The sequence below is a fragment of the Fusobacterium sp. JB019 genome (assembly GCA_030673965.1).
In the GTDB taxonomy this organism is placed as follows: Bacteria; Fusobacteriota; Fusobacteriia; order Fusobacteriales; family Fusobacteriaceae; genus Fusobacterium_B.
The window spans coordinates 452,081-478,562 of sequence record JAUTCN010000002.1 but is presented as its reverse complement, the minus strand read 5'-3'; the positions used below and the strand labels follow the sequence as shown (position 1 = coordinate 478,562).

The following is a 26,482-nucleotide window of genomic DNA, read 5'->3' as shown; positions in this document are numbered from 1 at the left end:
ATTCTCCTTTCTGAAACTATTTAGTTTCTGCCCAATTTTCACCAATGGCACCATTAACTTTCAACCTTACATTATCAAAATGTACAGTATTTTCCATAATGTTTTCTATAATAGTTTTATAATTTTCAATTTTATCTTCTTTTACTTGGAAAATAAGCTCATCGTGTACTTGTAGTAACATTTTTATATCTTCATTATTTTTAATTTCGTTATATACTTCAATCATAACTTTTTTAATTATCTCAGCAGCAGTACCCTGGATAACTGTATTTACAGCCATTCTATCTGCTTGATTTCTAAGGTTTTTATTTTTAGAATTTATTCCTTCAATATCTCTTCTTCTTTTAAAATATGTTTCAGAATAACCAGTTTTAGTGGCATTTTCAATTATTTCTTCTTCTAATTTTTTAACCTTTGGATATTCTTGGAAATATCTTTCTATATATGAAGTAGCTTCTGCTCTAGTTATTTTTAATTCCTTTGAAAGACCAAATGGAGTTTTACCATAGATAATACTAAAGTTTACAATTTTAGCCATTGATCTTTGTTTTGGAGTAACTTCTTCTTCATCACTTAAATCAAATATTCTTCTAGCTGTTAGACTATGTAAATCTTGATCATCCTTGTATGCTTCAATTAGATTTTCATCCTTTGAAATTTCAGTTAAAACTCTTAATTCTATTTGAGAATAATCTATTCCAAGTAATTTATAACCTGAATCAGCAATAAATCCTTCTCTTATCTCAATTCCATCTTCTGTTTTAACAGGAATATTTTGTAAGTTTGGATCAGATGAAGATAATCTTCCAGTTGCTGTTCCTGTTTGATTAAATGTTGTATGAATAACATTGTTTTTATCTGCTGCTTTTGGTAGAGCATCTAGATAAGTAGATTTTAATTTAGAAAATTTTCTATATTCTAATATATGTTTTGCAATTTCTTCTCCCCTGTCATTTAGGACTTCTAAAACTTCACTGTTAGTTGAGTAACCAGTTTTAGTTTTCTTAACAGGATCTATGTTTAGCTTGAAGAATAAAACTTCAGCTAGTTGTTTTGGAGAATTTAAATTAAATTCTTCTCCAGCAATTTCATATACTTTCTTTTCAGTACTATCTAATAAAGTTCCAACTTCACTAGACATTTTAGAAAAATATTCTTTATTAATAAGGATACCATTTTCTTCCATATTATTAAGAACTTCTATTAAAGGCATCTCAATATCATGTAAAACTTCAAGTAAATTTTTATCCTTTAAGTCTTCTATTAAATCTTTATATACTTCCTTAATAAGGTTAACTCTTTTGTTTAAAAAATCAGCAAAATCAGGAATTCCAATATTTTCTGGAATTTCTTTTTTAAATACTTCATTATATTTATATATACCTTCAATACCTTCTCTCATTGCAATAGCTTCAATACCAACTCTAGTTTGAGAAGTTATTAAATGATATGCAAGCATTTCATCAAGGTCCATTTTACTTACAGGTAATTTATATATATTTTTTAATATATTTTTAAAATCATAAGTTACAAATTTCTTATCTAAATTAAATATTTCTTCTAAATATTTTCTATCTAAATTACTATAAGCTTCTCCTAATTTTAAATTATGGAAAAGAGGAATATAATAGTTTCCTTTTTTTGTAACAAGGGACATACCAGGTCCTTCTTGATAGAAGAATATTTTTTCCTCAGTTTTTAAATCTTTTATTAATTCATTCAAATCTTCCTTAGTAGAAACTATTTTAGAAATTTTTTCAATTGTCTCTTTCTTAGCTTCAGGACTTCCAAAGAAAAGTCCAAGTTGAGAAGAATTTTCTTCAATAGTTTTTTTAGATATAACATCAATTTCGTCATTTTTAACTTCAGTAGTTTTAGAGTTTTCAGAAACTGGATTGTTTTCTTTAGCTTCTTTCATTTTTTCAACAACTTCATTTAAGTTCATTCTTTTAATAAGGGCTCTAAATCCAAGCTCTTTAAATAAAGCAAGTAATCTTTCGCTATCTATATGAAATTCAAGATCTTCTATTTTTATATCAAGATCAATATCTTTTTTGATAACTGCAAGTTTTCTACTTAGGAAAGCAAGTTCCTTATCTTCAACTATATTTTTTATTAATCCAGGTCCTATTCCTGGAAGTTCTCTTAGATGATCAACGTTTTCATATATACCTTCTAAGTCACCATATTTTTTTAGCATTGGAATAGCTTTCTTTGGTCCTACTTTTCTTACACCAGGTATTCCATCACTTTTATCTCCAATAAGTCCAAATAGATCAGGTATTTTACTAGCAGGAACTCCAAGATGTTCTATAACTTCTTCATCATTTGAAATGATTTTGAATCCTCCATTTTCTCCCTTACCCATAAGACAGATGTTTATATTTTTGTCAACTAACTGAGCCAAATCTTTATCCCCAGTAATTATGAAAACTTCATAACCTTCGTGAGAAAATTTCTTACTAATAGTTCCAAGGACATCATCAGCTTCATATCCATTTATTTTGTATCTTCCTATTCCAAATGAGTCTAAAACTTCATCAATTCTAGGAATTTGAGTTACTAAATCTTCAGGCATTGCCTGTCTATCTTGTTTATACTCTTCATAAATTTCACTTCTTTTAAGAGTTGCTCTTTTTACGTCTTTAGCTGCACCGATAAAATCTGGAGAAAATTGTTTGATAACACTAAGTAGAGTATTGGTAAAACCATACACTGCCCCAGTTGGTTCATTCTTTGTTCTAAAATTCATATTTGCATAAAATGCTCTATACATTATTGCACTTGTATCTAATAATACTATTTTCTTCATCATTAAGCCTCCAAATTTTAATTTGCTCCTAATTATACCATATATAGCATTATAATTGAATGTTATTTAAATTATAATTCAAGTATATTTCTTGTTTTTATGTGTATTTTTTGCTATAATTGAATGAGTAAATAATCAAAATTAAATTATAAACTTGGGAGGTTTTAAAATGAATTTAGTTGTATTAACAGGAAGATTAACAAGAGACCCTGAATTAAAATACGGTCAAAGCGGTAAGGCTTACTCAAGATTTTCTATAGCTGTTGACAGAACATTTCAAAGAGGTGAAGCTGATTTTATAAATTGTGTAGCATTTGGTAAAACTGCAGAACTTATTGGAGAGTATTTGAGAAAAGGTAGAAAAGTCGGAGTTCAAGGTGCTTTACAAATGAATAGATACGAAGTAAACGGAGAAAAAAGAACATCTTATGATGTTGTAGTTTCAAATATCGAATTTTTAGAATCAAAATCAGGAGCAGGATCTCATGCACCTGCAGAACAAAAAACATATGACAAACCAGCACCATCAAGTGCACCATCTGCACCAGTTGATGATGATGAGTTTCCATTCTAAAAGCTAGTTAACTAAACTTTTATAAATTTATTTACGACACGGAGGGATTATGAAAAAAAATAGTATTATTATTCTAGACTTTGGTTCTCAATATAACCAATTAATCGCTAGAAGAATAAGAGAGATGGGGGTTTACGCAGAAATCGTTCCCTATTTTGAACCAATTGAAAAAATTAAGGAAAGAGAACCTAAAGGAATTATCTTATCAGGTGGACCAGCTTCTGTTTATTTAGAAGATGCATTCATGATTGATAAAGAAATATATAACTTAGGTGTTCCTATATTTGGTATTTGTTATGGAATGCAACTAACTACTCATCTTTTAGGTGGAAAAGTAGAAGCTGCTGACAAACAAGAATTTGGGAAAGCTCATCTTTTAATAGATGATGACGCAAGTCCATTATTTGAAGGAATTCCTAATGATTCTCAAGTATGGATGAGTCACCAAGACCATGTTGTTGAATTAGCACCTGGTTTCAGACAAATAGCACATACTGATTCTTGTATAGCTACTTGTTATAATGAAGAAAAAAATATCTATTGTGTTCAATTCCATCCAGAAGTTACTCACTCTGAATATGGAAAAGAAATCTATAGAAACTTTGTTTTTAACATTGCAAAATGTACTAAAAACTGGAGTATGGCAAACTATATAGATGAAACTATTAAAAACATAAAAGAAAAAGTTGGAGACAAGAAAGTGTTACTAGGACTTTCTGGAGGAGTTGACTCTTCTGTTGCTGCAACTTTAATCCATAAAGCAATTGGAGATCAATTAATTTGTATCTTCGTTGATACTGGACTTTTAAGAAAAGACGAAGCAAAAACAGTTATGGAAGTATATTCAGAACATTTCCATATGAACATCAAATGTGTTGATGCTGAAGCTAGATTCTTAACAAAATTAGCAGGAGTTGCTGATCCTGAGAAGAAAAGAAAAATAATTGGAAATGAATTCATTGAAGTATTTAATGAAGAAGCTTCTAAATTAAAAGATGTTGATTTCTTAGCACAAGGAACAATATATCCTGATGTAATAGAATCACAATCTGTAAAAGGACCTTCTATGACAATCAAATCTCATCATAATGTTGGAGGACTTCCTGAAGATATGGACTTCACTCTTCTTGAGCCACTAAGAGAATTATTTAAAGATGAGGTAAGAAAAGTTGGAAGAGAACTTGGAATACCAGATCATATGATCGACAGACATCCATTCCCAGGTCCAGGACTTGGAATCAGAATTTTAGGAGATGTGGATAAAGAGAAAGCTGATATCTTAAGAGAAGCTGACGCTATATTCATTGAAGAATTAAGAAGAGCAGACTTATATACAAAAGTAAGTCAAGCATTTGTAGTTCTTTTACCTGTAAAATCTGTTGGAGTTATGGGAGATGTTAGAACTTATGAATATACTGCAGTTCTTAGATCTGCAAACACTATTGACTTCATGACTGCTACTTGGTCAAGACTTCCATTTGAATTCTTAGAATTAGTTTCTAATAGAATTATAAATGAGGTAAAAGGAATCAATAGATTAACTTATGATATTTCATCTAAACCACCAGCAACTATCGAGTGGGAATAATACCGGCCAAGGCGTGTAATCCTTTGTTTTCAAAGGGTTATGCGTTTTTTTTATTCCATTTCGTACCATATACCATCCTTTTATTTTGTCATATATTTTTCTAATTTCTTAGCAATTTCTTCTTGTTTGTTTGGATATAAGTGTGAATATGTTTGTAATGTTGTTTGAATATCATCGTGTCCTAGACGCTCTGCTATAGCTATTGGAGATAATAAGCAAAGAGGCGTGAGAATGTCTTATATCATGTATTCTTATCCTTTTTATACCCGTATTTTTGCTTCCTCTATCCATTTCATGATGTAAATAATGCTTTGTTGCTACAAATAATCTTTCATTTGGTTTATAATCATATCTTAGCTCAGCAAATTTTTTTTACTTCATCACATAAAATTCCTGGTATAACTATTTCTCTTCTACTTTTTGGTATTTTAGGCTCTTGAATTAAATCTTTTCCACCTTTCAATTTAGCATAAGTTTTAGTTACTGACATTACTTTAGTTTCAAAGTTAAAATCATTTAAAGTAAGTGCCAACAATTCTCCAACTCTTATACCTGTATAAAAAAGTATATCGTATATTACTTTAGACATTATTTTATCTTCTATTCCTTTTATAAAAATATCATATTCATCTTTTTTCCAAAACTTCATGCTATTGGCATTCTTTTTTCCCATACTACCACTTAATTTACATGGATTCTTTTCTAATTTATGAAATTGTACAGCATAATTAAAAATAGCACTTAAACGATTATTAATTGTTTTTAAGTATGTTTGGCTATAATTTTTTTCACTTAATAACAAAGTATTTTGTCAAGGTCTAATAGTTGTTGCTTATATATTTTTTATTTTTAAAACTTTAAAATAAGGTCTTATATTCTTATTAATAATAAATTCATTATTTTCATATGTTGTAGGCTTTACTCTAGCTTTAGAATCTTCTAAATATTTTTCAAGTAACTTGTCAAATGTTAATTCTATTTTACCTTCAAAAAATCTCTTTCATAAAGCATTGCTTCTTTCTTAGTTTTAAACCCTTCTTTTTTCTTTCTTACTCTTTTTCCATTCCATCTCATATAATAAAATGAGACATAGTACTTTCCATTTTCTCCTTTATATACTGACATATTCACTCCCTATATACATGTTTTTTCTTCAAAATATCTTTTACTAATTTTCACTTTAATAGTTATTTTCCCCTTCTTCTCTAACTCCTCATTTAATTTTTTTATTAGTCTATAAGCTGATGTTTCCGATATCTTTTCCATATCTGCAACCTCCTTTGCCGATAAAAACTTTACCTTTCCTTCCATATTTAATCCTCTCTTTATTTTTTGTTAAATTCTACATCTGCATCTATTATCTTTGACTCTCTTTTTACCTTGTGTGCAAAGTAAGAAGAAAGTAAAAAGGCTTCACTTTCTTCCATTTCATCTTTAGAAAAAACTTGTTTTGTTTTTAAAAATGAATGATTCATACTTTTAAAAGCTTCATACTCTCCTTTCTCATCTTCACTCTCTATACAAAATTTCTTTTGGATTTTCACTTTTATTTTTTTCAAAATATTTTTTTAAAACTCCATAACTTGAAGATCCTATTAATCCACCTATTTGACTTCTTATATAAATATTATCTAATGATATCCCATTTAAAAAACTAACAATTACTCCTATTAGTGTTGTTGCCAATGGTATAGATGTTAAACCATAAAAATAAGTATAATTAACATCATAGATTTCTGCTAATTTTTTAACTTTTTTTATTGGGATTTTTTTAGTTATTCCAGTTTCATATCTATATAGTGTTGCTTCTTATATATCAATTTTTTCTGCAACTTCTGCTAAAGATAGATTTTTTTTTATTCTAATATTCTTTAATTTTTCATTGTTAAATGAATCCTCAATTATTTTTAGTAAAAGCATTTCTTCTCCTTTTTGTTTTTTTCGAATTATTTTTTTCTTCTTTTATCTTTCAATATATTTTTCTTTCATTTTTTTCAATATATTGAAATAATACTGATTTTTTATCTAAATGTCGATATTTTTTATATTTATAATAAATAAAAAAAAGAACTATATTTAGTTCTTTTTATATAATATATTTACTAGATTTAACTATTTCTAAAATTTCATTTAACTCCTCTTCATTAAAGGTTGCAATATCTATTAATTCATATTTAGAGTCTCTTTCTGTTGGACCTCCAAATCCTCTCATATCACAAATCCACGTTTTATTATAAAATTTTATCCCATCCCTTTCTCTTTTAGCAACCAATTGACAAAGCTCATCTACATCAGTCCCCATTGGAATATCTTTTAAAGTTTTTATGCAATCTTCTTTTTTATTATTTGCTTCTAATTTTTCCATTTCTCTCTTCTTAATCTCTAAAATTATTTTTTCTTTCACTATACTCTCCCCCTTAGAATAATTTTTATAGTTACATAATATATTATACTAAAAAAGGTTACAAATTTAAATATTTTTTATATTTTACACTATGGCATATTTTAATATAGTCCTTCAAGGACACAATATAACATTTAATGACATATATTAAAGCTTTTCTATAAATTCTAATAACTTGTCTTAAAGAATAAATACCCTATTTTTTCTGAAACTTTTTCCCAGGCAACTCCTAAAATATATCTATATCTCAACAAAGTTCTTTCCAATACATTTTCTACTTTATCTATAGGTTCACTTAACTCAAATTTAAAATCTTTTAATTTATCTATTTCCTTTTCCATCTCTAAAATTTTATTTAGTCTATTAACAAACTTATCATCTCCTGGAATAGATCCTCCTTGAACTTTTTCTGTTACCTTTATATCTTTTAATCCATCTAAAGTAATTCCAAGCTCTCCTACTACCTCTTTTTTAATCTATTTTCTTATTTAATCATTAAAAGTCTCTTCAATTTCTAAACACCATTTATCTATTATTTCATTTTTATCTTTCAAATAAGATAAAATATGATTTTTATTAAGAAGATACATAAACGAAATTATATCTTTTGAAATTTTTATTTTTTCTTCAAGTGATATTTCTTCATAAAATGTCATCTCTAAATCATTTTTTATTAATTCTTCAAAATGACTTTCACCATGTAAAAATAATTTATACATTGAATTTTTAAAATATTCTCTATGTGATTCTTTTAAATTTGATAAAATGTCTTCATCAACCGATACTTTTTCTATATAAAAATGTTGAATAGGCTTCTAAAACTCTTCTTATTGAATTTCCTATCGTTACCTCATCTTCAAAGGATTCTTCATTTGCAAATTTAAAAATTTTATCTAAAAGAATATTGTATTCAGACCTACTCTTATCTATTTTTTTAAGTTACCATTTAATTCCATTTCATAAAACATAGTTTCTATATGATTATCACTATAGAATTCTTTAAATATTTTTTTCAAGTTTAATACAGTTGGTAAATCATGAGTAAAAATTAAAAATTTACTATTCTCATTTCCGCTTTTTATTTTAAAAAATTGCATTCTTAAAAAGGAAAAAATTCCTATCTTATTATTTTTATCAAAACTTAAGGAAACGTGATAATTCGAGCTTAAAGAACATGGGAAAACGTGATAAACGAGAGAAAATAAACTTAAGGAAACGTGATAAATATGGTATAATAAACTTAAGGAAACGTGATTTTAAAAAATAATTATAAAGAGGAGGAACAAATGTTAAGAAGAAAACTATATAATTCCCTAGTTGAATGGAAAGAAAAATCTCAAGGAAAAACAGCATTGCTTATAGATGGAGCTAGAAGAATTGGGAAAAGTTTTTTATGTGAAGAGTTTGGGAAAAATGAATATAAAAGTTATCTAATCATAGATTTTGGAAATATAGCTAAAGAAATAATAGATATATTTGAAAATGAAAGTACAAATCTAGATTTATTTTTTCTGAAATTATCTGCATTTTATGGAGTACAATTGTTTCAAAGGGAAAGTCTAATTATTTTTGATGAAGTACAGCAATATCCTAAGGCAAGACAACTTATTAAATATTTAGTAAAAGATGGAAGATATGATTATGTTGAAACTGGTTCTCTACTTTCTTTAAAGAGAAATACAGAAAATATTATATTACCATCAGAAGAAAAACATCTTCAAATGTATCCTCTTGATTTTGAAGAATTTTTATGGGCTTTAGGAGATACAGGAACAATTCCTCTTATAAAATTATGTTTTGAAGAGAAAAAACCTTTAGGACAAGGACTTCATAGAAAGATAATGAATGATTTTAGACAGTATATCTTAGTTGGAGGAATGCCTCAAGCTGTAAATGAATATATAGAAACAAAAGATTTTGCAAAAGTAGATGAAATTAAAAGAGATATACTAACTTTGTACAGAAATGATATTGCTAAATTTGCTAAGGGATATGAGAATAAAGTAATATCTATTTTTGATGAAATTCCTAGTCAACTATCAAGAAAAGAAAAAAAATATAAATTAAGTTCTATATCAAAGAAAGCAAGATATAGGGAATATGAAGATGCTTTTATGTGGTTAAATGATGCTATGATTTCTAATTCTTGTTATAACTCAACAGATCCAAATCTTGGACTTAGTTTAAATTGTGATTTTTCTACAAGAAAATGTTACTTGATGGATACTGGATTACTTGTAACTCAAACTTTTATGGATGGAAGTTATACAGACAATGATTTATATAAAGCAGTTCTTTTTAATAAACTAAATATTAATGAAGGAATGCTTATGGAAAATGTTGTTGCTCAAATACTAAAAACAAATGGTAACAGTCTATTTTTTTATTCAAAATATGATAAAAACAAGAATAATAATATGGAATTAGATTTTATTATAAAAGATAAAAATAATTTTAAGAAAATATCTCCTATAGAAGTAAAGTCTGCTTCTTATAGAAAACATTCTTCTCTTGATAAGTTTAGAAATAAATTTAAAGAAAGAATAGGAACATCATATATTTTATATCAAAAAGATGTGTTAATAAAAGAAAATGTAGTTCATTTACCAATTTATATGGCTATGTTTCTTTAGGGGGAATTAGTAAAGATATATAAATCAAAAAAGTCTATCTTAATTGGTAGATTTTTTTAATTAAAAAATAGTCTATTTTAAATATGATTTAATAAATTTTTTTTGCAGTTTAATTTTGGATTTTGTGAAATATATGTTATTATATTGCTTGAGTTATTTACAAGAGAATCGAAAAAAACAGGAGAAGATAAATGAATATTATTGAATTTAAAAATGTAGCAAAATCACATTTCACTCAAAAATTATATGAAGATGTTAATTTAGAGATAAATGAAGGAGAAAAGATTGCTATTGTTGGTAATAACGGAAGTGGGAAAACAACTTTAGTAAAATTAATAAATGAAGATGAATATCCAACTGATGGAGAAATAATAATTGAAGAGGGAACAAAAATTTCTTACTTTGATCAATTTGGACAAGTAGATTTAGATAAATCAGTAAAAGAATTATTAGATTCACCATTTGAACATATAATAAAAGCTCAGGCTTATGTGGAAGAAGTTTCTACTAAGTTTACTGGAGAAGCAGAAAATGATGAAAAAGTAATGGAAGAATTTCAAAAAGCTTCAGATATATTTGAAAGTTTAGGAGCATACGATTATCTTCATTTACAATCTGAATTTATAGATGTATTTGAATTAGGGAATACTTTAGGTAGAAAATTTAAAGATTTAAGTGGTGGGGAAAAGCAGTATGTAAGAATTGCAATAGCTTTATTCAAAGAATCTGATCTTGTAATGTTAGATGAGCCATTATCATATTTTGACAAAAAGAAAACTAATTGGTTAGCTAACTTTATTAATAAAAGTCCTAAAGCATTTTTAGTTATTTCTCATAATGTTGATTTTATTAGATCATTTTCAAATAAATTCTTTGATGTAGATAATTATAGAGTAACTACATTTGAAGGAGATTATAGAACTTATCAAAAAGATAAAAAGCTTCAATTGAAGGAAGAAAAAAAAGAAAATAAAGAAAAAGATGCTGAAATAGAAGAAATGCGTGAAAGAATTAGAAGAAAAGAAATATTATTAGAAAGAGTTGAGGATAAACGTTCTCATGCTGTAATCTTAAGAAGAATGGAAAAAGAATTAGAAGAATTAGAAAAAGGAAAAATTATACATTCTAAAGAATCAAAACATGATTATGATTATAGAACTGAAAGATTTTTTATAATGAATAAATATATTGGGGATGTAATGGTTTCAGTTAAAAATGTTTCTAAAGAATTTCCTGAGAAAGTATTATATAAAAATGTTAATTTTGACATATTAAAAGATACAAAAATGTGTATTGTAGGAGAAAATGGAAGCGGGAAGTCAACTTTATTAAAGATGATTTTAGGTGAAGAAACACCTACTACAGGAACTATTGAAGTAAATCCTAAGGCAAAGATTGCTTATATAGGTCAAGAAAATATCTTAGAAGATGAAAATATGAGAATTGGAGAATATATCCAAGATAAGACTGGTTTAAATCAAGATTTTATTGATGAAGCTATTGATTCTCTTTTCAACTATGAAGAAGAGTTTAAAAGTAAAAAATTATTTATGCTAAGTGGTGGAGAGAAGAAGAGACTTGAAATATTTACTAATATCTTATCTGAAACTCATTTACTTATAATAGATGAACCTTCTACTTATATGGATAGTTATTCAAGAACTACAATTGCAAATATGTTAAAAGAATATGATGGTGCAGTTGTACTAGTAACTCATGATAAAGAATTATTAAGAATGATTGATTTTGAAATGTTTGACATTAGAGATAGATTGTTTAGAGAAAAACAAAGAGGTTAAAAATTAAAGAGTAAAGGCTAGAATATTTTTCTAGCCTTTTTTGTATTCATAGAAAATTAATACTAATATTAAAATAATTAGTATTGCAAAATTTTTAGGGATATTATATCATTAAGTAGACAGTAATATTAATATTAGTATAAAAACAGAAAGGAAAATCATGATAAAGATTAAAAATATTTCTAAAAGTTTTGATGATTTAAAAGTTATTGATGATATATCTTTTGAAATTGGTAAAAAAGAGATTGTATGCATACTTGGACCTTCAGGATGCGGGAAATCAACTTTACTTAATATAATAGCAGGTTTAAACAAAGAATATTTAGGAACAATTGAAAATAATGTGAGTAAAATTTCATATGTCTTTCAAGAAGATAGATTACTTGAATGGAAAACAGCATATGAAAATATTCAGTTTGTTAATAAAAATTCAGAGAAAAAAGATATATTAAAATTAATGAAAGAAATTGGATTAGAAGGATTTGAAAATAATTATCCAAGAGAATTAAGCGGAGGAATGAGACAAAGATGTTCCATTGCAAGGGCATTTAATTTTAAAGCGCCACTTCTTATTATGGATGAACCTTTTAAATCTCTTGATTATACTCTTTCTCTTCAAATGATTAAAAAATTAATAAAAGTTTGGCAGGAAAGTGAAAATTCTATTTTAATGGTAACTCATAATATTGATCAAGCATTGATGCTTGGAAATAAATTACTTGTTTTATCTAAAAAACCAACAGTTTTACTTGAAGAGATAAAAATTGATATCCCTCAAGATAAAAGAAAGTTAACAGAAAAAATATTAATAGATACAAGAAACAAGGTAATAGATTTATTGATTTAATACATAATAAAATTTTAATAATTTGAACTTACAAAAGGAGAAGAAATGAAAAAAAATATAATTGCGTTGATCTTTACATTATTATCATTAACTATCTTTGGAAATGATAAAATAAAAGTTGTTTCACCAGCAGGGGCACCAGCTATGACTTTATTAAAAACAATGGATGAAAATAAAAGAATTTTAAATAAAGATATAGAATATGAAATATTAAATGCATCAGATGTACTTGCATCTAAAATAATATCAAAGGAAGCTGATATAGCTATTATCCCTTCAAATTTAGCAAGTAATTTATATAATAAGGGAATTGATATTAGATTAGTTTCAACATCAATCTGGGGAGTATTATATTTAGTTTCAAGAGATGAATCTATTAAGACTTGGGATGATTTAAAAGGAAAGGAAGTTGTTTCCATTGGAAGAAACTTAACTCCTGATGCTATTTTAAGATATCTTGTAAAGGCGAATGGCTTAGAAGTAGGAAAAGATATAAAGATAAGCTATACAAATAGTTCTCCTGAAGTAGCCCAGTTATTTTTAGCAGGAAAAATTGATACAGCAATCATACCTGAACCTGTTCTTTCATCAGTATTAATGAAGAAAAAAGATACTCATATTATTTTTAATATTCAAGATGAATGGAAAAAAGCTTCAAAGGCAGATATTCCTCAAGGAGTTATGGTTGTACAAGCTGACTTAGCAAATAATCATAAGGAATTTTTAGATAAATTTGTTGAAAACTATAAAGAAAGTATAGGATGGGTTAATGCTAACCCTATTAAAGCAGGAGAAATTAATTCAAAGTTTAGTAAAAAAAATCAAGGGAAAATGATTGCTTCATCAATTAAAAGAAGTAATTTAATGTTTAAAAGTGCAAAAGATTCTAAAAAAGAGCTAGAAGAATATTTTAAAGTTCTTTTAGAATTTAATCCAAAATTAGTTGGAGGTAAGTTGCCAGATGATAAATTCTATTATGAAAAATAAAGAAAAAATTTATACAGTGCTATCTATTTTATCTTTACTTATAATATGGAAAGTTTTAGCGGTAGTAATAAATAAAAGTATAATAGTTCCTTCTCCTGAAGAAACTTTTCGTGAGTTAGTTTCTATTATAAAATCACCTTATTTTATAGTTACAGTTCTTGGGACAATTAAAAGAGTTTTACTTGGATTTTTTATATCTTTTATGTTAGCGATGACACTTAGTTTACTTGCAGGCTTTAATAATGTGATTTATTATCTTTTAAAACCAGTAGTAACTATAATAAAAGTAATTCCAACTATGGGGGTTATATTGCTTGCTCTTATATGGTTAAAATCAAGATATGCCACTATATTTGTAGGTTTTTTAATTATCTTTCCTATTTTATATGAAAATAATCTAAAGGGAATAAAATCAGTTGATAAGAATTTACTTGAGATGTCTAAAATATATGAGATTAGTTCATTTGATTTAATCAAAGATATTTATATTCCATCTATGAAACCATTTATTTTAGCAGGAATTAATAACGCTTTATCTATAAATTTAAAAATTATTATAGCAGCAGAAGTATTAAGTGAGCTTCCTAATTCTATTGGAAGTTTTCTTCAAATTGAAAAGACAGCTTTAAACACTCCTGGAGTTTTTGCATGGTGTTTAGTTGCTTTAATAATAGGAGGTTCTTTTGAAATTATATTAAGTAATATTACTAAAAGATTTTAAAGGGGTGAGAAGGTATGAGTTTATTAAACAATTTTTTTAGCATAGTATACGGTGCAGCAGCTGATACATTTATAGCTGTTGGAAGTTTTGTAGGAATAACTCTACTATTATTTGGATATATTAATTATAAGACAGAAGGGCAATTGGTTAAAACTATAGAAGAAAGAAAAAAATTGCAAGTGGTTCTTGGAGCTCTTTTGGGACTTACTCCAGGATGCGGAGGAGCTATAATGGTAATGCCTCTTTATCTTTTAGGGAAAGTAAGTTTTGGTACGGTAATAGCAACAGTTATTGCTACCATGGGAGACGCTGCCTTTGTAATAATTGTATATTCTCCTAAAATATTTTTAGTTGTTTCAATAATATCTTTTATAGTAGCTATAATAACAGGTTATCTAATAGATTTTTTTAATGTTGGTATTAATTTAATAGAAAAAATAAGTTCTAAAGAAGAATTAAAAAAACTTCATAAAGAATTTGAAGATGAACCTACAGAGCTTGAATTAAATGCAAAAAAAGAAAGCAAACATAAAAATAGTTTAGAAGGAATTTTTTATTTATTTAGACATAATCAAGGATATAAAATATTTTGGGTGTTTGCAGTTTTAGGATTTGCTTTGGGAGTTATGGATCTTATGCAAATAGATTTAGACACTGCTTTTCCAATTAAAAATCTTAGAGTTATAGGAGCACTTGGAACATTTTTTTCTATAGCTTATACAATTATTTCTAAAAAAATTATAAAAGATGATAATATCGGTGAGACTGAAAGTAAATTAGAATCTTTAAAAGAAACTTTGGTACATAATGCTGGAGAAACAGCCTTTGTAATTACTTGGATATTTATGGCCTTCTTATTATATGAAGTTGGTCTTGAAATTCTTGGAGGAGAAGAAGTTTTAATAAATCTAATGAATAAAAATGGATTTCTTGTTGTGATAGTAGCAGTACTTATAGGTCTTATTCCAGGATGCGGTCCTCAGATTGTACTTGCAACTCTTTATGTGACAGGGGCTCTACCTTTTTCAGCTTTAATAGCTAATGCCATATGTAATGACGGAGATGCTCTTTTCCCGCTTCTTGCTATTAATAAGAAATCAGCTCTATGGGTAACATTATATTCACTTGTACCAGCAGTAATAGCAGGAGGAATTTTTTATCTCTTGGGATATTAAAATAAAAAAAATAGAAATAAAAAAAAGAAGTTACCTTTGTAACTTCTTTTTATGTAATGGTTAGAATTTATAATGAACTCCTAAAATATACTGAGTAGAATCACTAGAATTAGAAGGACTATTATTTACTTCAGTGAAACTATGGTTAACTTTTACTGAAGCTGAAACACCAAAATTATCTATTTGTAGTTTAAGTTGATTAAACCATTGAAGAGAATTATCAGTTCCAGAAGTATTATTCCAACTATTATTATATTTTTCAGATTCTTTAGCACCGAAAACATAATCTATCCATCCACTATATGAAAGTACCCATCCATTTTCAAATGTGTATAAAGGAGCCATATAAGCTACGTTAAATAAATAACCATCCCATTTATTTTCATTTGGTTTACCATATGATTTTGTTGCATATCTTGCAAATAAGTTTACTCTAACATAATCAAATTTTTCTAAATCAAAGTAACTTCCTATTCCTATTTGATGACGTCTAAGTCCACCTTTATAGTCTCCATTATCATAATCAAATTGATACGAAAGGAACCATTCATTGAATCTTCCAATAGAAAGATCTTTTCCTAAAAGTCCATCTAAAGAGATACGTGGATTAAACTCTCCATAAATACTAGGTTTTACTCCGTGCATATCACTGCTTCCAGAGTTTGAGATATCAAAAAAATCATTGAACCAATATAAATCTAATAAATCATGTCTATGAAATCCTTCCATCTCAGCATAAATATCGTCAACACTTCCTCTAGTTCCATCAGCAGCATTATTTCCGCTAAATAAACTTACTTGAACCATATTATAATTCCATGGTTCGTATTTTGCCATTGCCAGTTGACCAAAGCATAGCATAATAATAATTAACAGTTTTTTCTTCAATTTTTTCTCCCCGTAAAAATATAATGTATTGCTAGATTATTATAGCATAAAAATTAAATTCAGTTTATATAAAATCTATTTTGAGAATATTAACTTCTCTTAATTATTGACTTTTATAAGGGTAACTGATATAATTTATCCTGTAAACTTATAAGTTAGTTTATTTGAAGCTCTCATTTTGTGGGAGCTTTTATTCTGTAATTAGCTTATATGAAAATATTTAGAAAGAAGGAGATAGAATGTTTATAGACACACATATGCATTGTGCAGAAGGTTCAGATGATAGCTTCATTGGAATTGCGGAAATTGTTAGCAAAGCCAAAGCTATGGGACTTGACGGAATATGTATCACAGACCATGATACAAACAGAGCAAAAGAATGCGTAAAAAATTATGGGAAAGAACATAATTTTAAGGTCTTTGTAGGAGCTGAAATCCTAACGCATGAAGGAGATATACTAGTTTTCGGATTAGATGATCTTCCAAAAGAAAAGCTTTATGCCCAAGAATTAATAGATTTAGTTAATTCTAAGGGGGGAGTTACTATTGCTGCCCATCCTTTTAGAGAAAATAACAGAGGTTGTGGTAAACAGTTAAGGGACTTAAAAGGTCTTGCTGGTATAGAAACTTTTAATGGGAGTACAAAAGACTATAATAATTTAAATGCCTATAAGCATGCTGTAGAATTAGGTTTATCAACAACAGCAGCTAGTGATTGTCATACTAATGATGCAATAGGGAAATTTTGTACAAAATTTTTAGATAACATTGAAACAGAAGAAGATTTAATAAAAGCTCTTAAGAATAAAAGAGTAAGGCCAGCCATATATAAAGATGGAAAATATATGGAAATAAACGTTTAAAAAATTGTATAAAATTAAAATAATAAGGAGTGTATCAATGAAAAAAATACTAGGAAAAATATTAGTTGCAAGTTTAATCTTTACTTTAACAGCTTGTGGTTCAAAAGAATCAAAAGAGGTTGCAAAACAAAAGGTTCAAGATGAGAAATTAGTTATCTACTCTACTCATCCAGAGAATTTAATAGAGGCTGTAGCTTCTGAATTTGAAAAAGAAACTGGAATAGAAGTAGATTATATAAATTTAAAGGGAGCATTAGCTGATAGAGTATTAGCTGAAAAAGATGCACCTCAAGCAGATATCATGTATGGTGGAGCTTCATCATTATTCATTGACTTATCAAAAAAAGATGTTTTTGAAAAAACAACTCCATCTTGGGCAGAGGATTTAAATCCTTTATTTAAAGATCCAAATGGTACATGGTACGGAACAATTCAAACTCCAGTAGTAATGTTTTACAATAGTGAAATGTTAAGTAAGGGAGAAGCACCAAAAGACTGGAGCGATTTAATAAAGCCTGAATATAAAAATCAATTAGTGTTTAGAGATGCAAGATCATCTTCAGCTAAAGCAACATATTCAAGTCTATTATATCAATATGAAAAAGAAGGAAAATTATCTGAAGGTTGGGAATTTATGAAAGCTTTAGATGCTAATACAAAACAATATTATGGAAGTGGATCATTACAATTCCAAGCTGTTGGAAGAAAAGAAGCTTCTTTAAGTTTTGCTGTTTTAAGTTCTATAATTGTAAATAAAGAAAAAGGTCTTCCTTTAGAAATAATAAATGCAGAAAGTGGTTCACCTGTAATTACAGATGCTATTGCAGTAATAAAAAATGCTAAGCATAAAGATGCAGCAGCTAAATTCTTAGAATTTGCTGGAAGTGCAAAAATTCAATCTAAACTTGCAGTGGAATTTAATCGTATGCCAACTTTAGATGCAGCTATTGCAACTTCTCCAAAATGGATGCAAGAAATTAAATTTAAAGCAATGGATGTTGATTGGAAAGTATTATCTGAAAATCAATCTGACTGGATGCAAAAATGGGATTCAGAAATTAAAAGTAACAACGACTAAGAGTAATAATAATTAAAAGGGCTATTGCCCTTTTTTTATATAAAGGAGGATGTGTGATAATATTAGATAATGTTTATCATACAAGTATTATATGAATAATGTGATTATTAAAAATATAACTAAGAAATTTGATGAAAAGACAGTTGTTAAAAATGTGAGTCTTGATATTGAAGAGGGAAGTTTATTTACTTTTTTAGGTCCATCAGGTTGCGGGAAGACAACGATACTTAGAGCAATTGCAGGTTTTTTAAAATTAGATAGTGGAAATATTTTACTTGGGGATAAGGATATCACAGCTGTTTCTCCTGAAAAAAGAGGAGTAGGAATGGTATTTCAAAATTATGCCTTATTTCCTCATATGACTGTATATGAGAATATTGCATATGGTTTGCAAGTGCAAAAGATTTCTAAAAAAGATATAGGTAGGAAGGTAGATGAATATTTAGATTTAGTTAAGCTAAATAATTATGGGGACAGAAAAATATCAGAATTATCTGGAGGGGAACAGCAAAGAGTTGCCCTTGCAAGATCTCTTGTGACTGAACCAAAAATATTATTGCTAGATGAACCTTTATGCAATTTAGATGCTGAACTTAGAATAAAAATGAGACATGATATTAGAGCTCTTCAAGAAAAATTAGGAATAACAACTATTTTTGTAACTCATGATCAAGAGGAAGCTCTTACAATATCACATAAAATTGCTATATTTAATAATGGTGAATGTGTTCAAGTTGGGACTCCAAATGAGATTTATTTAAGTCCTGTAAATTCTTTTGTTGCTAATTTTGTAGGAGAAACTAATCTTTTCAAGATAGATAAAACTTATAGTAATTTTAAAAATATATGCTTAAAGGATGATTTTAATTTAGAATTAAAAGAAAAATATTCAATGGAATCATTTATATCCATTCGTCCTGAGCATATAAAGATAAGAACAAAGAAAGCTATGAGTGAAAATGAATTTAAGGGAGTTATTGAAAATATTCAATTTAATGGAAATATTATTAAATATACTGTTAATGTAAAGGATATTAAGATAATAGTAACTAAGATTAATAGTTTAGATAATTATAATGAATTTTTAGTTTCCAAAGAAGTTTATATTGAAATTCCTAAAAATGCAATAAAGCTTCTTAGGGATTAGGTGATTAAATGAATAAATCAAATAAAAGATATGAAAATTTAATTGCGATTATATTATTAGTTTTTTTAGTTGGATATATTTTAATTCCAACTTTAAAGACATTAAACTTAAGTTTTTTAGAAGGAGATAGTTTTAGCCTTTCTCATTATAAAAACTTTTTATTGTTAAAAACAAATAGAGCTTTTATTATAAATACTATTTTACTTGGATTTTCTACGGTTATTGTTTGCGGACTTATAGGAACTTCTCTAGCTTTTTTTATTGGATATTTCAAATTTCCGTGTAAGAATATAGTTAGTAAACTTTTATTTACCCCTGTTATGGTTCCTGGTGTAATAATAGTAATAGCATTTATACAGCTTTATGGTGAGAGTGGAATTATAACAAAATCTATTGAAATGATTTTTCATTTGGATAAGATTCCATTTAAATTTGCAGGATTTTGGGGGATATTATTTGTACATGCTTATACTCAGTATATTTATTTTTTTATAAATGTTTCTGTAGCTATTAAGCATATAGATTATTCCACTATTGAAGCTGCTAAAAATTTAGGAGCTAAGAATTCTAAGATATTCTTTTCAATTATTTTCCCAGTTATTAAACCAGCTCTACTTGGATCTAGTATAATGACATTTATAGGAGGGATAGGATCTTTTTCAGCTCCAAGCTTAATTGGTGGAAAATTTCGTGTGTTAACAACTCAGATATTATTTGCAAAATCAAACAATCATATGGATATTGCCTCTGTGGAAGTTATTCTACTGACACTAATAGCATTTGTATTTCTTTTTGTATGTAGATATTATGAGAAAAAAAGTAGTTTTCCTGCACAGGTAAAAAGTGTTGAGATAAAAGAAATTATAATAGAAAATTCTATAGTTAGAAAACTTTTTATTACATGTACATTTCTTTTAATTTTCTTCATTATTCTTCCAGTGATAACTATTTTTATCTTGTCCTTTGTTACATCTGGAACATGGTTAGTTGAAATTTTCCCAAAGGATTTTTCTTTGAGTAATTATATAAAAATCTTTACAAGATCAAATACATTAAAGCCATTTATAAATAGTATAAATATGTCTGTTATGGCAGGATTATTAGGAGTTGTTGTAGCAGTTCCATGTTCATATCTAATTGTTAAAACTAAAAGTAAATTTAAGTTTTTAATAGAAAGTTTAGTTATGCTTCCATGGGCTCTTCCAGCAAGTGCTATAGCAATAAACTTAATTAATACATTTAATAAGACAAGTATTTTTTCTTTGAATAAAATTCTTGTGGGAACATATATCTTGCTTCCCCTATCTTATTTCATAGGAATATTACCTCTTATTTTTAGGAGTACAAATATTTCTATGTATAATTTAAATGATGCTTATGAAGATGCTTCTAAAAGTTTAGGTGCTTCTTGGATTTATACTTTTAGAAAGATAACACTTCCTATTATTATGCCAGGTATAGTTTCAGGAGTAGTTCTTGGATTTATAAGATGTGTTGGAGAATATACAAGTTCTGCATATTTATATACTGTAGCAAATAAGCCAATTTCAATTGCCATGGTAAATGCAGTTTTTGAATATGAAATAGGACTAGCTATGGCTTACGGTGTTTTGACAATAGTATTCATACTTATCTTAAGTTTCATATCTAGTGTTTTAAAGAATAAATATAAGTGGTAGAAATTTCTATCACTTTTTTTATTTCATCAAATTTTTTTATTGTAATTTGTCTTAATATAAGGTATACTTACTTTATTTTATAAAAATTGTATTATATCACCAAATCAACATTATAATACAGAAAAGAGGGATTATGAAATGGATAGAATTTAAGAAAATGAAAAAAGAAGTAAAAATATATTTCTATATTTTAGCCTTTACAGCTTTAGCTAAGGGTATGAGTATGGAGATATTTTCAAATTATTTTAAAGATGCATATAATATAACTGCATTTCAAAGGGGAATTATTGAATTTCCAAGGGAAACCCCAGGTGTACTTGCTGTAATTATTATTTCACTTTTAGTATCATTAAATGATATAAGGGTGTCTATGTGTGCTCAAATACTTAGTATTGTTGGAATTATTTATTTAGGATTATTTACTCCATCCTTTTCAATAATGCTTATTTTCTTATTTATAAATTCTTTAGGTTCTCATTTATTTATGCCTCTTGTTGACGGTATTGGAATGTCTCTTGTGGATCCAGATAAATTAGGTATGCGTATGGGACAATTTAAAGGAACATCTGTCGCTTTCTTGATGTTATCTTCAATGCTTGTATTTGTTTGTTTTAAATTAAATATTTTTAGTTTTGTAACAATAATTAAATGGCCATTTATATTAGCAGGTTTATTTTTATTAGTAGTTTTGGGATTATTAATTGTATTAGATAAAACATTGAATCATCCAGTAATGCATCATAAAAAGACGAAATTTATTTTTAGAAAAGAATATAAATTTTATTATATACTTGTTATTTTGTTCGGTGTTCAAAAACAAATTATGTTAGTTTATGGACCGTGGGTATTAATTTCTATATTAGGTAAAAAAGCAGATACTCTAGCATTACTTTCAATTGCAGGAGCATTTATTGGAATTTTCTTTATTCCAATGTTAGGAAAATTATTAGATAAATTTGGCGTGAAAAAATTATTATATGCTGACGGGATTTCATTTGTAGGAGTTTATTTCTTATTTGGATTGCTTACAACTGGTTATGTTACAGGGAAATTATCAACAATAGGGTGGCCAGTATTACTAGGTTACTTTATGGTTATTCTTGATAAATTATCAACACAGATGAGTTTTATTAGAACTGTATATTTAAAAAATATAGCAGTTAGTCCAGATGAAATTGTTCCAACACTTTCTCTTGGAATGAGTATGGATCATTTTATTTCTATTAGTTGCGCTATTTTAAGTGGACTAGTTTGGAATGTTTTTGGGCCTCAATATATATTTTATTTTGCAGCTCTTATTTCCTTTGGAAATATCTTTATAGCTTATAAAGTAAAGTTAGAAAAGTAAAAAGTTTAAATTGACAATATACCTAGAATAAGGCTATAATGTATATAGATAACATCAGTAACATTCTTTAAAAATAATAAATTTTAAAAATTATATAGGAGGAGATAATATGAGTAAAGAGTACACAGGATTTCAACACGAAATGGAGCCAGCTTTACGTTTAATAGCAATGCCAGCAGACACTAACCCCTCAGGAGATATTTTTGGAGGATGGATTATGTCACAGGTCGACCAAGCAGGTGCCGTGGTAGCAGCACAAAGAACTCAAAGTAGAATTGTAACTGTAAAAGTAACTGATTTTATATTTAAAGAACCTGTATATGTAGGAGATTTAATAACATGCTATGGAAAAATAGAAAAAGTAGGTAATACATCTATTACTGTAAAAGTAGTGGTAGTTGCTCAAAGAAATAAATATGAGAAAGATCATGTAAAAGTAACTGAGGCAACTTTAGTATATGTAGCGGTTGACGAAAACGGAAACCCAATGCAAATACCTAAATAATTTAAAATATACAAAAACTAGAATATTAAAAGTGGTAGAAAATATCTACCACTTTTTGATTGGTATTTATTTTTGAAATTAAAGTTTTGAAGGGGGAACAAGATTAAAGTTTTCAAAAGAATTAAGAAAAGGTTATATAATAAATTAGCTTTTTGGAGAAGATTTACTTTGGTAGAATTTCTATATTTACTTTCTATAATAATATTTATTCCAATAAGTTATTTTATATTTAAATTAGCACAAGAAGGTAAGTTAACATGGACTCACGTATTGTGGCTTAATATATTGTTCAGTTAAAAAAAAGAGCGTATCATTTCTGATATGCTCTTTAAATTTTACCATTCTAATTTTTTATCACTAGCAGAAATTTCATAGTCATACATTTGTTCTAATACTACATAACTTATATTTCCTGTATAGCGAAGTTGAGATATTAGATTATTTAAAAGTTTTCTATCTTTAGCCTTTGTTAATTTTTTAAAAGCAACAAGTTCAGCTTCTTCCATTTCTCTGCTTACAATATTTGATTCCATACCAATAAGAGCCATTTGATTTTCAACTAATTCTTCTATATAGCTGATAACTTTATCTTTTTCTCCTTTACTTCCATTAAAATCTAAAGGATGAATAAATTTAGTTTGAGTAGGAGCTAAGCTTAAAGGATGATTTAATGCTTTTGTCTGAGGATAACTTAATGTAAAACAAGTTAGAGTTAATAAAAATATTAAAATTTTTTTCATAAAATTCTCTCCTTTTAAATAAAATTAATATTTTATTCAGGTAGTATAAAGGCAACAACTATAAAGATTAAACCTATAACTCCTGCAACAAATATACCAGGAATACTAGAAAAGAAAGGAACTACTCCCTTAGCATTAGTAACAGCTAAAGTCATTTTTCCTCCTAAATCAGAAAATAAGAATGTATCTTTAATCTTTTCATAGGAAAGAATCATAGCTAATGCTCCAACTAATCCTCCTAAGACAAAGAAAATAGCATCTTTTCTACCTTCTCCAAGGGCAACTAAACCTGTTCCTGGACAAAAACCAGAAATAGCCCAGCCAAGTCCCATGATACCTCCTCCTATTATAACTCCAACATAAGATGATTTTACACTTATATGTGATGGATCTACAATTTCAAATAACATAAGGAAAAATAATAATATATTACTAACTCCAATAGCAAGAAGAATTACTTTCATTAAATGAAAATCTTTTAGTCTAAGCATATTTATAATTTTTTGTGGATTTGAAGCTCCAACTTTTTGAAGAATAAATCCAAATGAAAATCCTATTACAATCGCAAGTATTATAGCCATTCTTTTTTACCTCCTTTGTATAAAATTATAGCTACAGGAATAGCTACAATAAAAGTTCCAAAAGTAAATAAATAACCACTAAGGGATGTTTGCATCATTCCGCTCATCATGTGTCCACTTGTGCATCCTCCAGCAAGTCTAGCACCAAATAATACAAAAATTCCTCCTAAAAATGAAGCTAAATATCTTTTTACATGTGATTTTCCAAATTTATCTTCCCAAACTTTAGGAATGGATTTATCTTCTTCTTTATGTGTTTTACTTTTTAATCTACTAGCAACAAAACCACCAAGTATCATTGCAAATACAAATATATAACTATAATTTAACGGGTTAGCAATACTTTTAGCATATTTTCCTCCGCTTTTATTTATATATGCATTAAAGCTAGCAAAGCCACTTTTAGCTCCTGCATCTTTAACAACTAATTCATGAAACGAGTTCCAAGTTACACCATCAAATATTACAAATTGTGTAGAAACACCAATTGGTTTTACTAAAGCTACAGCAATAACAAAGATAAGACCTAAAATTATTCCACCTTTAAACCAACTCCATTGACGTTCTTTTATAAAAGTTTTCATATTACCTCCTCATATTAAATAATTAAAAATTTATATTGTTAAGACATTATTAAAAGTACTAAGTAAGGAACAATATTAAAAATTATTACGATCATTTTATAAAAAGCTAAAAATTTAAAATATTCTAAATGTAAAGCTTTCTCATCTAAATCAAATAATTTTGAATGAATTTTTGAAATAGGTTTTTGAAATACCGTTACCATAAGCGTTGAAAGTAAAAGAAAAAGAATATTAATAACACAAGACCAACCTAAAAAAGATTTAATTACATTTACTAATCCCATTATAAAACCTCCTTGTTTCACTTATCATTAAATTACACTGTTGAAATTTCATTGTTTGATGTATGTCAAAAAAATATTTGGCATTACTCTTTACCTTAAGTATATAACATATATCATAGAATTCAAGTGGGAAGGATAGATTTTAAAATAAAAGTGTTAGTATTTTTTAATACTAACACTTAATATTATATTATTATTCTTAAGCAGTTTGTTTATTGTTTCTCCAATTAAAATATTTTTCAACTCCAGTTTTACCGCTATCAATTAAATTATTGATTTTATCTTTTGAAATATTAAAATCAGTTGTATGAACATCAAGTGTATCTATAAAGATGGTTCTATTCCAATCATTTTTATGTAAATGTTTTTTATTAGCCATGGAATTTATAAATTCTACTAAAGAAATTGCATAACTTGAAATACTATCTATATTTTTAGGTGCAGTTTCCCAATTAGATTCATTAAAATCAATTTCTTCTTTTGAGTCAAGTCTAAAACCTAAAGTTTCATTATTAAATATATAACCATTAGATTTATTATATTGAACTTTTTCTCCATTTCTAAAATCAGAAAGATATTTTTCATTGTCAAAAATATTTAAAGGATAGTTCCAAGCAACCCCTCCATCAACCATAACATCTTCATTTTCTCCGTATTTCACACATTTAAAATAAAGAGGAATACTCATAGACATTCTAGCTGCATCTCTTATTTCAATATCAGGAGTATGTTCATAGGAAAATATTTTTGATGTTTGTTTTGAAAGATTAGTTGCAACTAAGTATAAATCAAGTGAGTTTTTAGAATTGTGTAGTTCTTTAAATGTAAGATTTTCTTTTCCCTTCTTTTTAAAAATTAATTTTCCAATCCAGTCTTTAAAAAAGTCTCCCTTATACCAACCAAAATCAGATATAAATCTTTTAAGATCATGTAATACTCCGAAACTATCATCTGCAAAATTATTAAAATTAACATTTGCAACAATATCTGATATTTCAGTATGATTATAACCAACTGCTAACAATACTGCTGTAATAGCACCAGTTGAAGTTCCAGCAACTCTTTCAATATTAGATAAAATATTTAATTTGTTTAATTCAGATAGTGCTCCACCGTAAGCAATTCCTTTAACTCCTCCACCTTCAAATACTAGATTTTTAATATTATAATTAGTCATATCTCCTCCTTTATTAATAACTAAACTTAATCTTATCTTTCATTATATTCCTATATATCAATTAATTC

The 26,482-nt window shown here is 27.2% G+C and carries 28 protein-coding genes; 14 read left to right on the top strand and 14 right to left on the bottom strand.

The annotated features are described in order from the left end of the window. Window positions 1-16: 16 nt before the first annotated feature. Window positions 17-2,812, bottom strand: a complete 2,796-nt coding sequence (gene polA, locus Q7K47_02495; protein ID MDP0506077.1) for a DNA polymerase I — start codon at window positions 2,810-2,812, stop codon at window positions 17-19. A gap of 169 nt (window positions 2,813-2,981) precedes the next feature. Here polA and Q7K47_02490 point away from each other — a divergent pair, with 169 nt between their 5' ends. Next, window positions 2,982-3,386: a single-stranded DNA-binding protein gene (locus Q7K47_02490; protein MDP0506076.1), complete on the top strand. Its 405-nt coding sequence runs from the start codon at window positions 2,982-2,984 to the stop codon at window positions 3,384-3,386. Between the two features lie 49 nt (window positions 3,387-3,435). Further along, window positions 3,436-4,974 carry a glutamine-hydrolyzing GMP synthase gene (guaA, locus tag Q7K47_02485; GenBank protein ID MDP0506075.1) on the top strand — a complete coding sequence of 513 codons (1,539 nt, stop codon included), beginning with the start codon at window positions 3,436-3,438 and terminating at the stop codon, window positions 4,972-4,974. Between the two features lie 358 nt (window positions 4,975-5,332). On the opposite strand, the gene Q7K47_02480 is transcribed toward guaA, so the two are convergent. From Q7K47_02480 to Q7K47_02450, 7 genes are all read right to left on the bottom strand, one after another. Then, window positions 5,333-5,647: a tyrosine-type recombinase/integrase gene (locus Q7K47_02480; protein MDP0506074.1), complete on the bottom strand. Its 315-nt coding sequence runs from the start codon at window positions 5,645-5,647 to the stop codon at window positions 5,333-5,335. 302 nt (window positions 5,648-5,949) lie between these two features. After that, window positions 5,950-6,099, bottom strand: a complete 150-nt coding sequence (locus Q7K47_02475) for an Arm DNA-binding domain-containing protein (GenBank protein MDP0506073.1) — start codon at window positions 6,097-6,099, stop codon at window positions 5,950-5,952. Between the two features lie 9 nt (window positions 6,100-6,108). Then, a complete protein-coding gene (locus Q7K47_02470) occupies window positions 6,109-6,240 on the bottom strand; it encodes a hypothetical protein (GenBank protein ID MDP0506072.1) in 132 nt (43 codons plus the stop codon). A 59-nt stretch (window positions 6,241-6,299) separates the two neighbouring features. Beyond that, the gene (locus Q7K47_02465) at window positions 6,300-6,533 is read right to left on the bottom strand and encodes a hypothetical protein (GenBank protein MDP0506071.1); all 234 of its coding nucleotides are present in this window, start codon (window positions 6,531-6,533) and stop codon (window positions 6,300-6,302) included. Between the two features lie 527 nt (window positions 6,534-7,060). Beyond that, window positions 7,061-7,378 carry a hypothetical protein gene (locus Q7K47_02460; protein MDP0506070.1) on the bottom strand — a complete coding sequence of 106 codons (318 nt, stop codon included), beginning with the start codon at window positions 7,376-7,378 and terminating at the stop codon, window positions 7,061-7,063. Window positions 7,379-7,545: 167 nt separating this feature from the next. Further along, on the bottom strand, window positions 7,546-7,767 hold the full coding sequence (locus tag Q7K47_02455; protein ID MDP0506069.1) for a hypothetical protein: 222 nt from the start codon (window positions 7,765-7,767) through the stop codon (window positions 7,546-7,548). Between the two features lie 99 nt (window positions 7,768-7,866). After that, on the bottom strand, window positions 7,867-8,097 hold the full coding sequence (locus tag Q7K47_02450) for a hypothetical protein (GenBank protein ID MDP0506068.1): 231 nt from the start codon (window positions 8,095-8,097) through the stop codon (window positions 7,867-7,869). Between the two features lie 567 nt (window positions 8,098-8,664). On the opposite strand from Q7K47_02450, the gene Q7K47_02445 reads away from it, so the two are divergent. The 6 genes from Q7K47_02445 (at window position 8,665) to Q7K47_02420 (ending at window position 15,540) form a co-directional block, all read left to right on the top strand. After that, the gene (locus Q7K47_02445) at window positions 8,665-10,011 is read left to right on the top strand and encodes an AAA family ATPase (GenBank protein MDP0506067.1); all 1,347 of its coding nucleotides are present in this window, start codon (window positions 8,665-8,667) and stop codon (window positions 10,009-10,011) included. Between the two features lie 191 nt (window positions 10,012-10,202). After that, the gene (locus Q7K47_02440) at window positions 10,203-11,810 is read left to right on the top strand and encodes an ATP-binding cassette domain-containing protein (GenBank protein MDP0506066.1); all 1,608 of its coding nucleotides are present in this window, start codon (window positions 10,203-10,205) and stop codon (window positions 11,808-11,810) included. Between the two features lie 160 nt (window positions 11,811-11,970). Then, a complete protein-coding gene (locus Q7K47_02435; GenBank protein ID MDP0506065.1) occupies window positions 11,971-12,657 on the top strand; it encodes an ABC transporter ATP-binding protein in 687 nt (228 codons plus the stop codon). 45 nt (window positions 12,658-12,702) lie between these two features. Next, a complete protein-coding gene (locus tag Q7K47_02430; GenBank protein MDP0506064.1) occupies window positions 12,703-13,644 on the top strand; it encodes an ABC transporter substrate-binding protein in 942 nt (313 codons plus the stop codon). After that, complete coding sequence (locus Q7K47_02425; protein MDP0506063.1) at window positions 13,619-14,365, top strand: ABC transporter permease subunit; 747 nt, start codon at window positions 13,619-13,621, stop codon at window positions 14,363-14,365. Before Q7K47_02430 ends, Q7K47_02425 begins: the two co-directional genes overlap by 26 nt. A 14-nt stretch (window positions 14,366-14,379) precedes the next feature. After that, the gene (locus Q7K47_02420; GenBank protein MDP0506062.1) at window positions 14,380-15,540 is read left to right on the top strand and encodes a putative manganese transporter; all 1,161 of its coding nucleotides are present in this window, start codon (window positions 14,380-14,382) and stop codon (window positions 15,538-15,540) included. Window positions 15,541-15,600: 60 nt separating this feature from the next. On the opposite strand, the gene Q7K47_02415 is transcribed toward Q7K47_02420, so the two are convergent. Next, window positions 15,601-16,428 (bottom strand): outer membrane protein OmpK, encoded by an 828-nt coding sequence (locus Q7K47_02415; GenBank protein ID MDP0506061.1) that lies wholly within the window; start codon window positions 16,426-16,428, stop codon window positions 15,601-15,603. Between the two features lie 239 nt (window positions 16,429-16,667). Here Q7K47_02415 and Q7K47_02410 point away from each other — a divergent pair, with 239 nt between their 5' ends. From Q7K47_02410 to Q7K47_02385, 6 genes are all read left to right on the top strand, one after another. Then, window positions 16,668-17,291, top strand: a complete 624-nt coding sequence (locus Q7K47_02410) for a PHP-associated domain-containing protein (GenBank protein ID MDP0506060.1) — start codon at window positions 16,668-16,670, stop codon at window positions 17,289-17,291. Between the two features lie 37 nt (window positions 17,292-17,328). After that, the gene (locus Q7K47_02405; GenBank protein MDP0506059.1) at window positions 17,329-18,369 is read left to right on the top strand and encodes an extracellular solute-binding protein; all 1,041 of its coding nucleotides are present in this window, start codon (window positions 17,329-17,331) and stop codon (window positions 18,367-18,369) included. Between the two features lie 91 nt (window positions 18,370-18,460). Next, entirely contained in the window at window positions 18,461-19,516 is a 1,056-nt protein-coding gene (locus Q7K47_02400; GenBank protein MDP0506058.1) for an ABC transporter ATP-binding protein, read from the top strand. Window positions 19,517-19,524: 8 nt separating this feature from the next. After that, window positions 19,525-21,195, top strand: coding sequence for an iron ABC transporter permease (locus tag Q7K47_02395; protein ID MDP0506057.1), 1,671 nt, complete (start codon window positions 19,525-19,527; stop codon window positions 21,193-21,195). A gap of 133 nt (window positions 21,196-21,328) precedes the next feature. Continuing rightward, complete coding sequence (locus Q7K47_02390; protein MDP0506056.1) at window positions 21,329-22,543, top strand: MFS transporter; 1,215 nt, start codon at window positions 21,329-21,331, stop codon at window positions 22,541-22,543. A gap of 109 nt (window positions 22,544-22,652) precedes the next feature. After that, complete coding sequence (locus tag Q7K47_02385; protein ID MDP0506055.1) at window positions 22,653-23,048, top strand: acyl-CoA thioesterase; 396 nt, start codon at window positions 22,653-22,655, stop codon at window positions 23,046-23,048. 335 nt (window positions 23,049-23,383) lie between these two features. On the opposite strand, the gene Q7K47_02380 is transcribed toward Q7K47_02385, so the two are convergent. The 5 genes from Q7K47_02380 to Q7K47_02360 all read right to left on the bottom strand — a co-directional run bounded on the left by Q7K47_02380 (window position 23,384) and on the right by Q7K47_02360 (window position 26,414). Beyond that, entirely contained in the window at window positions 23,384-23,788 is a 405-nt protein-coding gene (locus Q7K47_02380; protein MDP0506054.1) for a hypothetical protein, read from the bottom strand. A 32-nt stretch (window positions 23,789-23,820) separates the two neighbouring features. Beyond that, the gene (locus tag Q7K47_02375; GenBank protein MDP0506053.1) at window positions 23,821-24,369 is read right to left on the bottom strand and encodes a YeeE/YedE thiosulfate transporter family protein; all 549 of its coding nucleotides are present in this window, start codon (window positions 24,367-24,369) and stop codon (window positions 23,821-23,823) included. Continuing rightward, a complete protein-coding gene (locus Q7K47_02370) occupies window positions 24,360-24,953 on the bottom strand; it encodes a YeeE/YedE thiosulfate transporter family protein (protein MDP0506052.1) in 594 nt (197 codons plus the stop codon). Before Q7K47_02370 ends, Q7K47_02375 begins: the two co-directional genes overlap by 10 nt. A 38-nt stretch (window positions 24,954-24,991) precedes the next feature. Further along, window positions 24,992-25,237: a hypothetical protein gene (locus Q7K47_02365; protein ID MDP0506051.1), complete on the bottom strand. Its 246-nt coding sequence runs from the start codon at window positions 25,235-25,237 to the stop codon at window positions 24,992-24,994. A gap of 199 nt (window positions 25,238-25,436) precedes the next feature. Further along, on the bottom strand, window positions 25,437-26,414 hold the full coding sequence (locus Q7K47_02360; protein ID MDP0506050.1) for a patatin-like phospholipase family protein: 978 nt from the start codon (window positions 26,412-26,414) through the stop codon (window positions 25,437-25,439). Between the last annotated feature and the right edge of the window lie 68 nt (window positions 26,415-26,482).